The sequence below is a fragment of the Agriterribacter sp. genome, from assembly GCF_035444585.1.
Classification (GTDB): Bacteria; Bacteroidota; Bacteroidia; order Chitinophagales; family Chitinophagaceae; genus Agriterribacter.
Window position 1 is genome coordinate 15,390 of the sequence record NZ_DAOMOZ010000037.1, and the last position, 14,968, is coordinate 30,357.

Genomic DNA, 14,968 nt, shown 5'->3' on the forward strand with positions numbered 1-14,968 from the left:
TACTCAGCTTATAATATCTTTAACCACTACTCCCGAAACGTCTGTTAACCTGTATCTGCGTCCGAGATGTTTAAAGATCAGCTTTTCGTGGTTCAGTCCCAACTGGTGTAAAACCGTAGCCTGGAAATCGTGCACATGCACAGGATTCTTTACAATATTGTATCCCAGTTCATCGGTTTCGCCATATACCATACCGGGTTTGATGCCGCCACCTGCCATCCATATGGTAAAGCAGCGCGGGTGATGATCGCGACCGTAATTGTCGGCTGTAAGCCGGCCCTGCGTATAGCTGGTGCGGCCGAATTCCCCGCCCCATATAACAAGTGTTTCGTCTAACAGTCCCCGTTGCTTCAGATCGGTAACCAGTGCTGCCGAAGCCTGGTCTACATCCATCGCCTGTTTGGCTATTTCAAAAGGAAGATTACCGTGCTGATCCCATCCCTGGTGGTACAATTGCACAAAGCGAACGCCATTCTCGGATAATTTGCGTGCCAGCAAACAGTTGGCAGCATAGGTTCCGGGCACCAGGCAATCCGGGCCGTATAACTTTACAATATCATCGGGTTCTTTCGACAGATCCATTACTTCGGGTATGGCGGTTTGCATACGGTAGGCCATTTCGTATTGCTGTACCTTAGTCGTTATTTCCGGGTCACCAAATTCTGCGTACGACATTTGATTCAGCTCCGACAGGTTGTCGAGCATTTCCCGGCGCTCCCGCCTGTTCATGCCTTCGGGATCGCGCAGGTACAGTACAGGATTCTCTCCTTTACTGAACTGCACACCCTGGTGAACAGAATCTAAAAAACCATTGGACCAAAGCTTGGAATATACTCCCTGCCCGTTACCCACACCCCGCGAAAGCAATACAGTAAAGCTGGGCAGGTTCTTATTTTCATTTCCCAATCCATAGCTCAGCCATGAACCCATACTTGGCCGGTTCCCCTGCTGTGAACCGGTTTGTAAAAAGGTAAGCGCAGGGTCATGATTGATGGCTTCTGTATACATGGAACGTACAATACACAGATCATCTACGATCTTAGCGGTATAAGGCATAAGATCGCTTACCCATGCCCGTGATTCGCCATATTGCTTGAAGTCAACAAATGATCCTACCAGTGGAAAAGAAGCCTGGTTGGCCGTCATTCCGGTAAGCCTTTGCATTCCCCGTACCGAAGGAGGGATCTCCTGTCCCATCATCTCCCTGAGCTTCGGCTTATAGTCGAACAGCTCCTGCTGCGAGGGAGCGCCATTCTGAAAAAGATAGATCACCCTTTTGGCTTTGGGTGCAAAATGCGGGATACCCGGCGGCAGACCGGCCTCTTCTGTTCCGGCACTTTTAAACAGGTCGGGCATCAGCAAAGAACCCAATGCCACACTTCCCACACCCAGACTCATGGCCGATAAAAACCGCCTCCTGTTCCATGTGAGCCCGTGCTCAATAATTTCTTTGTTCATAAATCATGTATTAAAATGTAGGTCTGAGCTATCAGCTATCAGATAAAGTGTACTAATAAAGCAGATAAAGTGTACTAATAAAGATATTCTCACCTCTCACTATTCACTTTTCACTTCTCACTTCTCACTTCTCACTATTCACTTCTCACCTCCCACCACTACGATTTCATTATTGTTTCTTCCAGGTTATAAATAGTTGATATAACGCGCATCATTGCCGCCAGTGTTTTTTTATCTGCCTTTTCATTAACGGGGTGCTCACCTATAGACAGCATCTTTTCGGCAGAATTATCTTCTATCGTTTTTAACTGCTTGTTGTAATAGCTGGTCAACACTTCCACTTCTCTTTCACCGGGCTCCCTGCAAACGATCAACCGGAATGCCGTACTGATCTTTTCCCTGGCATCGGTTTTCTCCTGCAACAATCTGGCTGCCAGCACCCGTGAGGCTTCCAGTACGGTTGGATCATTCATCATCACCAATGCCTGCAGCGGCGTATTGGTTTTCAATCTTTTTACCTCGCACATATCCCTGTTGCTGGCATCAAAAATAGCCATCGTGGGTGGTGGAACGGTACGTTTAATTAAAGTGTACATGCCTCTGCGATACAATGCCGCTCCGTGATCCTGGTTATACACCGATAAAAGCCCCCTGCCCGAAGTAGCACCTTCCCATAAACCGGCAGGCTGATATGGCTTCACACTCGGCCCCCCGATGGTTTTATTCAACAGTCCGCTGCTGGCCAGTACAAGGTCCCTGATAAATTCTGCAGGTATACGATACCGTGATCCACGGGCAAGAAATACATTTTCGGGGTCGGTTGCAAGCTTCTCTTCACTGATCACAGCCGACTGCCGGTAGGTGGCCGATGTAACCATTTGCTTAACCAGCCGTTTGATATCCCAGTCGTGCTCCATAAAATCTACTGCCAGCCAGTCTAACAATGCGGGGTGTGACGGCAGCTCTCCCTGCATCCCAAAATCGCCTGAAGTTTTAACAATGCCTCTGCCAAAAAACTCCTGCCATAAAATATTTACATACACTCTTGCCGTAAGGGGGTTTTTTTTATCGAACAACCATTTCGCCAATCCCAGCCTGTTCTTCGGATATTCAGGGTTAAATGGCAAAATCGCGGACGGTGTTCCCGGCTCTACTACCTCACCCGGTGCATCGTATTCACCGCGCTGCAATACATGCGTTGGACGAATGGTGTCGAGATCGCCCATGACCGACACGATCAGCCTGTTGGTATCGGGCTTATTTATAAAATCCAAAACTGTCTTTGCATCTTCATTGCTGATCTCCATCAACGGTTTCTTTGCATAAGTTTCGGGGCCGCCGATCACCGATTCAATGCCCACTTCTTTTACATTATTAAAAAAGGCGAACATCTGGTAATATTCTTTCTGCGAAAAAGGATCGTATTTGTGATCATGGCAATGTGCACATTCCAGGGTAACGCCCAATAACCCTTTCCCGAAAAGATCATTGCGGTCTGTTACATACATCACCCTGTATTCCTCCGGAATTACGCCGCCTTCTTCCGTAATTTTATGATTCCGGTTGAACCCGGTTGCCAGCAATTGCTCCTTGGTTGAATTGGGCAGCAGGTCGCCGGCCAATTGCCAGGTTACAAAATCGTCGTAATGCATGTTCTCATTAAAAGCATGGATCACCCAGTCGCGCCAGGGCCATTGCGTGCGATAGCCGTCATCCTGGTAGCCGTGCGAATCGGCATACCGTGCCAGGTCGAGCCAGTGCAGCGACATCTTTTCGCCATAAGCCGGATCCTTTAATAAGCGGTCTACCATTTTTTCATAGGCATCCACGCTTTTGTCGGCAGCAAATGAATCCATCATTTCCAGTGTGGGAGGTAAGCCGGTAATATCCAGACAAATCCTTTTTAATAATCTTTCTTTATCGGCCTCCTCATTGGGGGTCATACCCTTTTGCTCCATTTTTTGCAAAATGAAATGATCTATCTCATTCCTTGGCCATTCTTTCTGTTCTACTTTGGGAAGTTCCGGCTTTACAGGCGCAACAAAGGCCCAGTGTTTTTCATATTTCGCGCCCTGTTTGATCCATTTTTCAATGAGGTCAATTTCGTACTGCGATAATTTTAAGTTGGAAGAAGGCGGAGGCATCATCAGCGCCGTATCACTGCTGCTGATGCGGAGAAAGGCCTGCGATAGTTCGGGCTTGCCTGCAACCAAAGCATGCGCCCCCGGGTTTTCTTTTAAAGCCTTAAAAGCGCTTTCGGGATCGTCCATCCGCAAACCCGCTTCGCGCTTGTTTGCATCGGGGCCATGACATGCAGAACATTTATCGGAAAGAATAGGGCGGATATCAAAATTGTAGCTCACTACATCAGGCAATTTTTCAGTTGCATCACTATCGCAGGACTGGAATGACCCTGCAACTCCTCCTATGAGGCATACGAGGTAAAATATTTTTTTGTAGATCGTAGTCATATGGCAAAGGCAAATACGCTTTTTTTAATAAGGTAGTGAAACTTAAACTTTTATCCAATCGAATATACCCCTAATCCTGAATTTTCTATCCTGTTCCATGCTGCTTACCACTCCCACAGGCATACATACCAACAAAACGAAAAGCGCTGAATTGGCTGCCGGACCGATTCTCACCCGCATTCAAATGTACAAACAAATATACAAATGGCCGCAAAGCAACGGTGCTTTAACAAATGAAAAAATGATACGCTGCCCGGTTTAATCTGTTCATCAGATAACTGGTTAAAACAATACCAAACAATCATCACTCCCTACAAACAATATTATAGTTGCCAGACCCCAGTGTTATCACTATTCTTTGCGTTTTTTGATCCACGCTGTACCTGAAGTTCCCATTGTCCAGAAGCGTTTTATCAATGGTAATTTTTTCTTTTTCTCCCGAAGGAACATATACGCTGGCTGTAGTATTGGGTGGGATCATAATATTCCAGTTGAACCTGTTTTCATCCTTCTCCCATTCGCTGGATATTAACCCGTATAATGATCTGAATGACGCCTTCACAAATTTAAGATCACCAACCGGTTCTGGTTTTAAAATGATATGTTTAAATCCGGGTTGTTCTGTATCGTAATTAATACCTCCCAAAGTTTGATAACACCATGCTTCAAAATTGCCCGAAAGGATTTTCTGGCTTTCTCCATTCATTCCCGGTCCTGTGGTGTCGGAGTTCCACAATTCCCAGCTGGTGGTAGCTCCTTTGGAGATCATGTAACCCCAGCTTGGTAAATCTGTCCTGGTAGCAATGGTATATGCCACTTCGGGATGTCCGATACTGGTTAAAACCTGCATTTGCCATTGCATCCCTATCAGTCCAACGGAAGTATGTCCTTTTCTTGTTACCATAATATCGTTCACGAGGTTACTTACTACTTTTTCTTTCTGGGTTTCAGGTACCATTCCAAAGGCAAGCGGCAATACATAGGCACACTGGGATCCGCTCTGGTACACACCGGTTTGCTTGTCCAGGAAACGGTCATTAAATCCAATATATATGCTGTCTGCCAGTGTTTTAAAATATTGTTCATCTTCTGTGTTCCCCAATATTCCGGCGGCTCTTTCCACAATCCTCGCATTATGGTAAATATAGGCCGTACCCATTAGCCCCTTTGGCGTTTGCTCTCCGCTGCCTCCCATATTAATAGCATTTACCCAATCTCCGTAATCACAAAAATCGGTTGTGTAATCTGCTTTCAGATATGCTTTTTGTGTAAACAACACAAAATCTTTCATCATCCGGTAATTGTCTTTTAGTATGCGTGGATCACCATAAAAGCTATACATCCAGTCCGGTATGATGGTGGCAACACTGGGCCATAAAATACCTTTGCTGTTAAAAGTCCAGTAAGGCGGAAGTATTTCCTGGAGGCTTCCGTCGGTACCCTGGTGGACTCTGTAATTGTGTAAAAAGTGATCATAGAATTTCGCCACATTAAAAACCCAGCCTTCACTCTCTGAAGTCTTGGACGGATGCCCGCTCCACGGCATACGCTCATCCCTGTCGGGTTCCATCGGCAGGCTCCTGTTTTGCATACGGGTGCCCCATCTCGCATTTAAATAAACACGGTTGAGCAATTCATTAGATGATGTGAATTTTCCGGTTTGCTCAAAATCTGTATGCGTTACAAGTCCTTCAAAGTTAGAACTGTCCGGAGTGCCTGGAAATCCCGACACCTGTATCCATCTTGTGGCATTTCCTTTAAACCTGGGATGCCATACCTCTGTACCATTGCCACTAAGCGTGTATTTATCTGTATTCAGCGCACTTCGGTCATTTTGATATTTTAATGTACTATCAGGTAAAATATTAAAGCTGGTATGCAGGCTAACGGTAGTGCCTCGGGGCCCTTTTACTTTCAAACGCACAACTCCGTAAAACGACTGACCAAAATCCACCATCCAAATACCGGGTTTGGGCTGTATGAATCTTTTAGGGTGAAGTACTTCTGTTACTCTTATGGGTTCCATTACCTGTGCTTCCATACGGCCTCCGGGGCTCTCCAATACTTCTGCTGTTTTCCATCTTTCATCATCAAAGCCGGCTTCGGCCCATCCGGGCATCTCAAGCCTGGCATCATATTCCTCACCATCATACTCATTGTTTGCACGCACAGGCCCGTCTGCCGTACCTTTCCACTTTTCATCAGACGCTATCACTTCCCTGCTGCCGTCTTCATATTCAATATGGAGCTGCATCAGTAACCTCGGATAACCGTAATTGTGCATGGGAACAGGAACCTTTTTTCTGGGAGCAAAAAACCGGCCGTTACCAAGTATCACTCCCATGGCATTTTCACCCTCTTTTAATTCTTTTGTTACATCGAACGTAACATATAGAATTCTTTTGTTGTACCCCGATAAAGCCGGATTCATAAGCTGATCACTGATAAGCTTTCCATTAACGTAATAATCAAAGAAACCCAGGCCACTTACGTAAGCAGTAGCCCGTGAAACGTTTTTAGTAACGGGAAATGCTCTGCGTAGCATCCGTGCAGCCAGTCGCCTGTGCTCTGTTGCTGTATCCTTAATTTCGGCATCTCCGTTCAGCCCAATCCATTTACCCGACCAGTCAGACGCATTTAGCAGCCCCATTGTCCATATTGCGGGTGAACTCCATTCAGAAGCCATTTCATTGTTATCATCTCCCTTTATCCAAACTTTTACCTTCCAGTAGCATTGGGTTTCAGAACCAAGCTGTTCCCCGGCAGGACTGTTATTTATGGCTTCCCCGTAAGAAACGTGAGTTGAATTTGCCGACAATACTTTTTCGCTGTCCCATATATCCCCGATATTCTTTTCGAGCACTTCAGGAGATGATGCTACCAATATGCGATAAGCAACCTGCGTTACATTTTTCAGGTCGTCCGCTGTCTCAATGATCCATCCAAGGTTTGGCTTTACAATATCAATACCAAGGGGATTATTAAGGTATTCACAGCGCAGATCTTTTACAACGACTCCCTTTTTTTCAGACACACATTGCGGTGAGGTGAAGCTGATCACACTCAACAGTACCAGGTATATAATATTTTTTCGTATCATCGAATACAACGGGTTATGCACTGCAACTCACCATTAAGTAAGGAGCAGCGCCGGTAAAATGCATGTTTACAGTATGGTGCGTTTCAATTGTGGCATTACCCAATGCCTAATGAAAGTGGGCGGTAGGTATACACCGCCCACTGGCAAAAGCTTCCCCGGTTGGCAGATCCGCGCCGGAAGCTAAAAGTCATAAATGATTTGCCCGGCGATCTGCCATCAATACCCGGGATTTTGTTCAAGACTGGCATTGATCTGAAGCTCCCTTGCAGGGATGGGGTAGATCAGCCTTTCCGGCGTAACATTAAAGGCTGCGGGCAATATCCAACCGTAGATGGATTTTAACCGTGTTCCTTTGGCCGTTGTAGCTTCGATTGCTTTTCCGGTACGGATAAGATCAAGCCAGCGATGATTTTCGAATGCCAGTTCATGACGCATTTCGTTGGCAATGTTTTCTTTGGTGGCTACACCCAGGTCATCTAACCCGGCCCTGTCACGCACCTGATTCAGATAAGGCAACGCTTCAGATTCCCTGCCCTGTTCTGCCAAACACTCAGCCAGCAATAATAACGTTCCCGAATACCTGAAGACAGGAAAATTGTCGGGCGTATTGAAAGACACTGAATAAGGCGGATGAAAATATTTTTTCACCATATACCGGAAGCTGGTTCCCGGCGCCGGTGTATAACCTGCCGGGCTCTTTACTCCTGTAATAGTAAAGTCTTCTACGCCACTAATGGTACCTTCCACCACAGAAACAGATGCAGGCAGCCTTTCATCTCCCGCTTCGTAAGATTCAACCATTTCATCGGTGGGCACGTTCCATCCGCTGAAGATGTTCATGCGGCCCCCATCGAAGCCGGCGATCAACTGGGTATTGGTTGCCTTTGGCATAAATTGCCAGGCAAACTGGCTCTGCTGCCCGCTCACCAGATCCGACATATACTGAACATCGAATATGGATTCGCTGTGGTTTTTGTTGGCAGGGTCAAATACGTCTTCGTAGTTGTCAAGCAGCGTATAATTCATATGGGTAATATCTTTCAATTCCTGCTCCGCTTTCGGATAGTCACGTACGGGTTGTGTCATATACACATAGGCCAGCAACATTTTTGCAGCACCTTTGCTTGCACGGCCCGACTGTGGAAAACTGGTAACGGTTGGCAACAGGGGAATAGCTGCTAAAAGATCTGTCTTTATCTGCGTATATATTTCATCAACCGTATTGCGGGGTTTGAAAGATTCTTCGGCATCCTGGATCTGATCGAGGTGCAGCGGCACACCGCCGTAGTGCGTAACCAGGTCAAAATAATAGAAAGCCCTCAGGAACATCGCTTCACCCATGATGGTATCTTTTGCACCCTGCGACAGGAAGCTGTTGTCGGTGAGCTGATTGAGTATGGTATTCACTCTTGAAATACCTGAATAATCACTGGTCCACCTGCTGCCCGGCGAATTGGGGGTAGCACTGGATTGTGCATTATCGATAAACTGCGCATAAGCCTCCCTGTGAGGCTCAAATCCGCGGTTGGCCTGGTAGATGGTAAAGAAGGTGTTGTCTGACCTCATTTCATCCTCGTAAACACCTACAATAGCTACATCGCGTAATGGAACATATGCCGCGTTCAGCGCCTGCATGAATTGGGTACGATCTTTAAAAAAGGATGCAGAGCTCAATGATGTAGGCGGGGTAAGGTCTAAGAAATCTTTGCTGCAGGAGAAAAGAAAAACCGCCGATATGATTGCTAATAACGTTTTTTTGTTCATATAATGAGATTTAAGTGTAGGTTTAAAATTGAACGTTTACACCTAATGTATATACTTTGGCTATGGGGAATGCGGTAAAGTCGCGACCTATTCTCAAGCCATCCAGGCCCCTTAAACTAATCTCGGGGTTCATTCCCGGATATTTGGTGAACATAAATGGATTTTGAGTGGTAAAATAAACGCGAACGCTTTTTATGGTTGCATTGGTGTTGAGCGGTACCCGGTAGCCTAATGTGATATTTTTAATGGCAAGATAAGTACCGCTGAATACCTGCCTTGTAGTAAAGTTCCTGAAATCAGCGGTAGTACCCGCCCTGGTCCTGGGATAAATGCCAGCACCGGGATCTTCTTCTGATCTCCACCTGTCAACTACGCCTTTCCTGACATTGAATACACCATCAAGGTTTTCTGTTGATTGATAGGCATCATCCGCGATATCGTTCCCTATGGAACCGGAAACCATCACGCTGAAGTCGAAATTTCTATATTCCAGGTTGTTGGTCATACCAAACAGGAAGTCGGGGTTTGGATTGCCAATCCATGTTCTGTCGTTGGCGTCAATTTTCCCGTCGGGCTTTCCGTCAGGGCCGCCTATATCGGCAAACCGGGCAGTTCCCACCATTGAGGTTGCATTGTGCGGTTGTGTTTCCCATTCCTGCTGCGTCATATAAACACCGGTGTTGATATAACCATAAAACATCCCGAGCGGCATACCAACAGCAGTTCTGTTGTCATCCCAGTATTCCTGGTAACCGCCTATAGGCGCATCATTAGTTCCCAGTTTTTTAACGATATTCCTCGGTATGGAAACATTCAAGCTGGTATTCCAGGTGAGCGCCCCGGTCAGATTTCTGGTATCAATGGTAAATTCATGACCCCAGAAATCAAAGCGCCCGATATTAGAAGTAATGGTAGAAAAACCGGATTGCACAGGAATGTCAATTCCATATAATAGACCATCGGTTTTTTTACGATAGTAGTCGTACGAAAATGAAACACGGTTGTTCAGTAACGACACATCCACACCTATATCATATCCTTCCGTGGTTTCCCAGGTTAAGTTAGCATTGCCAATACCATTTAAAGCACTGCCCGACGCCAGTTGATCGTTGAATACATAATTGGACTGGGCTACGCCTGCCAGGTAAGTATAATAGCCGATATTGTTGTTACCCACCTTACCCCAGCTACCTCTGAGCTTTAAGAAGTTGATGGCGCTGATGCTGCTCATGAATTTTTCATCCGACACCACCCAGCCGGCCGAAACAGACGGGAAAGTACCGTACCTGTTATTGGTTCCGAACTTTGATGACCCATCACTTCTGAGCGCAACCGAAAGAATGTATTTGCCGTCATAGTTATAATTTACCCTGCCGATATACGACAATACAGAATAATCGTTGGCGCCTACTGAACCAATCCTGGTAGCCGCCACGTTCAGCCATTCAATGTTATCGTCGGGAAACTGTGAACCATTGATACCGCTGTTTTCAAATGTAACTTTTTGGGCAGTGTAACCTGCAAAGGCTTCAATATTGTGTTTTTGAAACAACTGTTTGGTATAGGTGAGCGTATTTTCAGTCATCCATGATGTAAAGCTGCTGGTATTGTAGCTTGCCGATGCAGAGGCTGCCGGTTGAGGTCCACCCAGGATCGTTGAAGGTCTGAATGTCCTGTTAATGGTATTGTTGATATTAACGTTGATGCTGCTCTTGAATTCAAGCCCGTCAATTATTTTATACGCCCCATAGGCATTACCTATCAGCGTTAGTGATTTATTAGGATTAACGGTTTCCATTAACACCTTGTAATAGTTTGGAGTGGAGAACATGCCGGGGGGAGCGAACCCGATCGGGTAGGTGCCGTCGTCATTTTTGTATTTCAGCGCCGGATCACTCAGGTAGGCTACCTGTATAATATTACGGCCGTTTCCGAGGTTGGGTGTAATATTATCCGTTTGATGTGTAATACCCGCATTCAGTCCAAATGTAAGTTTATCGGAAGCGTAAAAAGTGTTATTGCTTGATGCCGTAAACCTCTTGGAATTTTGATTGATCATTACTCCATCCTGATTATTGTAGCTTACGCCTACTACTGATCTTACAAACCTGCCGCCCGATGAAAGTGATAAACTGTAATTCTGAACGAGCGCATCTCTCAGTAATACATCAAACCAGTTGGTTCCTTCGGAAGGATCAATCTGTTCAGGATTCTGGTATTGTGCCGGCACACCGCCGGTATAACCTTCATATCTCGCAGCGTCTTCATAATATTCTTTTTTGAACTGTGCAAATTCACGTGCATCCATTAAATCGGGCTTGCCACGGTCTGAAACGGTTTGCAAGCCAAGATAGCTCGTGAATTGTATGTTGCGCTGACCCGCTTTGGCCTGCCGGGTTGTAATCAACAGTACACCATTGGCGGCTCTTGAACCATAGAGCGAAGATGCCGCCGCATCTTTAAGTACACTCACCGATTCTATCATATCCGGGTCAATGGTATTCAATCCGCTTTCAATAGGAAAACCGTCTACCACGATCAATGGATTATTACCTGCATTGATGGATGCCGCACCACGTATGCGGATGGCCATGTTGGCACCAGGCTGCCCCGTGTTCTGATTGATTTGAACCCCCGCTAACCGGCCCTGTAATTTTTGTCCGATATTGGTAACAGGAAGATCTTTTAATTCCTTGGCATTGATATTACTGATAGCGCCTGTTATTTCTCTTTTTCTCTGTGTACCATAACTCACCACTACTACTTCGCTGAGGTTTTGCGATACTGCACCCAGGGTGATATTGATATCGTTGTCGTTACTGATCACCACGGTTTGCGAATTGTAGCCCGTAAAGGTGAACACCAAAGAAGCATTTTTCACGGCGTCTATCGTAAAAACACCGGCGTTGTTGGTTTTGGTAGCATTGCTGGTACCCTGAACCGCTACGGTTACCCCGGCCAAAGGTTTTCCGTCGGCCGAATCGGCAACGATACCCGAAACCTTTAAAGGATCCTGAGAGAAAGAATAACTGTAAAATCCAAGCAGTAGAATCAGTGTCATACCACACTTCTTCCAGGACGGGAATGGCAATCCTCGTTTTTTCATAATAATAATTTTTGTTTTTATACAGATTTGTTGCGCTCTATGAAAGTGAGCTTTAAGCAAAAGGAAATCCTAATATGCTAAAGTACTGTAATGACAGTTGAGTTAAAATATACATCCTGACAATTCATTTATACTTTTTGACTGATCATCGCTATTGCTTCACAACTGCACTGCCAACGGCTTTCAAGGCAGCAGCATTTAAAAGTCATCTACTTCTGTTCTCACGGGCATAGCACCTGCATACACCCAAATCATATACATTTCCTTTTGATATGGATTGATGAAATAGTGAGGCAAACCGTTTGGCTGCAACGCCGTGGAAAGGTTGGAAAGGTTGTATTTGTTTCGTTGCGTAATACAAATGGCTTCTCCTGAGATAATACATATTGATTCGTCAAATGCATGAAAATGTGCAGGCAACCTGCCGTCCTTATAAAAGATCCCCAAACCTCCGCTCATACCAACACCGGCAAGCATGCTTTCATTAAAATAATCAATAAACGCAGTGTTGCTGCCTGCGTTATAGCGGCCTGCCGAATTAAAACGTGTAATGTACTCTTTACCGGATTTTCCGTTCACATCATCCGCAATAGAAATGTATTGCACATATGCATCCTCTTTTACATCCCGAAGCGGAACAGATACGGGCATTGCAATATGAAATACGCTCTGTTCTGCAGCAGAACCGTTGATTACTTTGTGCGGTGTATTTTGGGGAACGGTAACATTGTCAAACTGCTGTAACCTGTACCGGCGATTTTCAACTTCAACAATTGCCTCCCCGCTAAGCAGCGTAATGGATTCTGAATGTGGGTGGGTATGCATCGGCAACGACCGGCCCGGTTGAAATGTAACAATAGCGGTAAACAAATTAACAGCTTCATTGTGCACGCCCACCTGGGCTTCACAAACGATGCCCGGCGCCAATTCCACGATCGGCCCGGATCCTACTGGACTAACAGACTCAACTCTTCCATCGGCAGAGCCGGAGCTTGTTTTAGAAAATGTATTCATCATTATGATTGGAAAAAAGTTTTAATCGTTTTAAGCAGAAGACCCGCATCCGCTCCTATTGACAGCATGCGGAAGCCCTGCCTGTACCTGTGGTTCAGATCGTCTTTGGATTTGGCCATCACACCGCAGTGCTTACCAGCGGCAACGATCTTATTTTTTACCCCGTCAATTGCTTCGGCTACACCTTTGCCCTCCCACTCCCCTGCATAGCCCGCGGATGCGGAATAGTCGGCCGGACCGAAGAATACTATTTCCGTACCTTTTACTGCAATAATTTCATCTATATTATCTCCACCTGCTACAGATTCGATAATGGGGATCATCAGCAGATGCTCATCAGCATCCTTCACGTGCTGCGAAAAATCACTGCCCCATTTGGTAGCGCGCTCTGCACCGATGCCCCGTATGCCGGCGGGGGGATACCTTGCATATGACAATGCCTTCTTCCAGCCGGCAGCACTTTCTATATGAGGAACCACTATGCCGTCTGCACCAATGTCCAGCACCCGTTTGATAATGCCCTCGTCGACATTGGAAATCCTCACCAAAACAACAGTGTTGCTTCGCACTGCCGCCCTTAGGTGTTCCACTATATTGTGCCAGTCCATATGCCCGTGCTCAGCATCAACGATCACCCAGTCGAGACCGCAATGCACGGCAATCTCCGTAATGCCGGGTGATTCAAGGGTTACCCACAGTCCATATACCGCATGCTGTTCTGCCAGTTTCTTTCGCATCAGCTGCAAAGCGATTGTTTTCATACCGGAATGTTTTTTGCAAGGCTTTTCAAAATAATATCTCTTAATAAAATTGTTTCAGACAAGGTGTCTACCTGGTTGCATTGCTCCCATTTAATCCATATATATTCAAGGCCTATCCAGCCGGAGTAATTTTTTTCTTTTAACTGCCGGATGATTTTTTCATAGTCAATGCTGTTTTCGGCTACAGATGACTGTAATTTGCCCGGCTGTGCCCCGCGGGCATGAAAATGATTGGCGTAAGGCAGCAGTATGTCGGCTTCCGCCTGTGTGTAACCATTTCTTATGAAATGGGTATAATCGAGTGTAAGTTGTAACCCCGGTACCGATTTAACGAGTGTAACCACATCCTCCGGTTTTGTATACGGCGATCCCACATGACACTCTACTGAAAAGCTCAGCTTTGTTTTACGTACCTGCTCTACACGCCAGTACAGTTCTTCATAACTTCTCTCCACAGACTGCTCAGGCAATTCGGTACCGGGAAAAGCCATTCCGGGCAAACAGGTGATGTGTTCAGCGCCTGCATACTGTGCATATTCAATAAGCTTCAAAAACTGTTCTCTTGCAAAAGCACGTTTTGCCGCGTCGGGATGATTGATCGCAAATTTTGCCAGATCATTGTCGAGCTGCAGGTATATGTCGGCGATCGCCAGTCCGCGATCGGCTGCTTTTTGTTGCAACAACCTGGCGTTTTTCTCCGGTTCCGTAAATTCCGTTCCTGCCTGTATGTGCGATCGTCCGGTAAAAAGCCCGATGTCAACCCCATCACAGTCCAGCATGGCAATAAGATCCATCACCTTATCATGCGGCAAAAGCGGGAACGTAAAATCAGCGCAGGAAATTTTTATATTTTTCATTATAGAAGTCCTCCATCCCATTCTGCGGTAGCCAGGTAGCCACCATCAATTATTAAACTGGTTCCGGTAATACCCGATGAATCATCGCTGCACAGGTATGCAACACTGCTGGCAATTTCACGTGGTTGTAAAATACGCCCTGCCGGTACGCGGTGCAGGCGTTCGGCTATTCCTGATTGACCACCCATATGTTCTCTCAACATGGGCGTGTCTGTTATGCCCGGGCAAACCGCGTTACACCTGATGCGATCTGATGCATAGTCAATTGCAATAGATTTGGTAAGCATCATCACGCCCCCCTTGGCAGCGATATAGCCGGGAGTTTTGGCCTGCCCTACAAAACTGCTCACCGATCCGATATTTACAATACTGCTGCCGCCGCTTTTTTTGAGGTAGGGATAAGCGTATTTAAAACTCAGAAAGATGGCCTTAAGATT

General features: G+C 46.0%; 9 protein-coding genes. All 9 read right to left on the reverse strand.

What is annotated here, in order from left to right; translation table 11 throughout:
* Positions 1-3: 3 nt before the first annotated feature.
* The gene (locus PLH26_RS06265; protein ID WP_324585143.1) at positions 4-1,458 is read right to left on the reverse strand and encodes a DUF1501 domain-containing protein; all 1,455 of its coding nucleotides are present in this window, start codon (positions 1,456-1,458) and stop codon (positions 4-6) included.
* 158 nt (positions 1,459-1,616) lie between these two features.
* Positions 1,617-3,929, reverse strand: coding sequence for a PSD1 and planctomycete cytochrome C domain-containing protein (locus PLH26_RS06270; protein ID WP_324585144.1), 2,313 nt, complete (start codon positions 3,927-3,929; stop codon positions 1,617-1,619).
* 304 nt (positions 3,930-4,233) lie between these two features.
* A complete protein-coding gene (locus PLH26_RS06275) occupies positions 4,234-7,029 on the reverse strand; it encodes a family 78 glycoside hydrolase catalytic domain (protein ID WP_324585145.1) in 2,796 nt (931 codons plus the stop codon).
* A gap of 216 nt (positions 7,030-7,245) precedes the next feature.
* Positions 7,246-8,793: a RagB/SusD family nutrient uptake outer membrane protein gene (locus PLH26_RS06280; RefSeq protein WP_324585146.1), complete on the reverse strand. Its 1,548-nt coding sequence runs from the start codon at positions 8,791-8,793 to the stop codon at positions 7,246-7,248.
* 22 nt (positions 8,794-8,815) lie between these two features.
* Positions 8,816-11,899: a SusC/RagA family TonB-linked outer membrane protein gene (locus PLH26_RS06285; RefSeq protein WP_324585147.1), complete on the reverse strand. Its 3,084-nt coding sequence runs from the start codon at positions 11,897-11,899 to the stop codon at positions 8,816-8,818.
* Positions 11,900-12,097: 198 nt separating this feature from the next.
* Positions 12,098-12,916 carry a cupin domain-containing protein gene (locus PLH26_RS06290; protein WP_324585148.1) on the reverse strand — a complete coding sequence of 273 codons (819 nt, stop codon included), beginning with the start codon at positions 12,914-12,916 and terminating at the stop codon, positions 12,098-12,100.
* On the reverse strand, positions 12,916-13,674 hold the full coding sequence (locus PLH26_RS06295; RefSeq protein WP_324585149.1) for an HpcH/HpaI aldolase family protein: 759 nt from the start codon (positions 13,672-13,674) through the stop codon (positions 12,916-12,918). Before PLH26_RS06295 ends, PLH26_RS06290 begins: the two co-directional genes overlap by 1 nt.
* Entirely contained in the window at positions 13,671-14,531 is an 861-nt protein-coding gene (locus PLH26_RS06300) for a sugar phosphate isomerase/epimerase family protein (protein WP_324585150.1), read from the reverse strand. Before PLH26_RS06300 ends, PLH26_RS06295 begins: the two co-directional genes overlap by 4 nt.
* On the reverse strand, positions 14,531-14,968 hold a 438-nt coding region (locus tag PLH26_RS06305; RefSeq protein WP_324585151.1), incomplete at its 5' end, for an SDR family NAD(P)-dependent oxidoreductase. The genes PLH26_RS06305 and PLH26_RS06300, both read right to left, overlap by 1 nt.

Excerpts from the sequence above, each read along its gene's own strand:
- PLH26_RS06300 (WP_324585150.1), bottom strand. The coding sequence starts at position 14,531 with ATGAAAAATATAAAAATTTCCTGCGCTGATTTTACGTTCCCGCTTTTG.
- PLH26_RS06265 (WP_324585143.1), bottom strand. The coding sequence starts at position 1,458 with ATGAACAAAGAAATTATTGAGCACGGGCTCACATGGAACAGGAGGCGG.
- PLH26_RS06275 (WP_324585145.1), bottom strand. The coding sequence starts at position 7,029 with ATGATACGAAAAAATATTATATACCTGGTACTGTTGAGTGTGATCAGC.
- PLH26_RS06290 (WP_324585148.1), bottom strand. The coding sequence starts at position 12,916 with ATGATGAATACATTTTCTAAAACAAGCTCCGGCTCTGCCGATGGAAGA.
- PLH26_RS06270 (WP_324585144.1), bottom strand. The coding sequence starts at position 3,929 with ATGACTACGATCTACAAAAAAATATTTTACCTCGTATGCCTCATAGGA.
- PLH26_RS06280 (WP_324585146.1), bottom strand. The coding sequence starts at position 8,793 with ATGAACAAAAAAACGTTATTAGCAATCATATCGGCGGTTTTTCTTTTC.
- PLH26_RS06285 (WP_324585147.1), bottom strand. The coding sequence starts at position 11,899 with ATGAAAAAACGAGGATTGCCATTCCCGTCCTGGAAGAAGTGTGGTATG.
- PLH26_RS06295 (WP_324585149.1), bottom strand. The coding sequence starts at position 13,674 with ATGAAAACAATCGCTTTGCAGCTGATGCGAAAGAAACTGGCAGAACAG.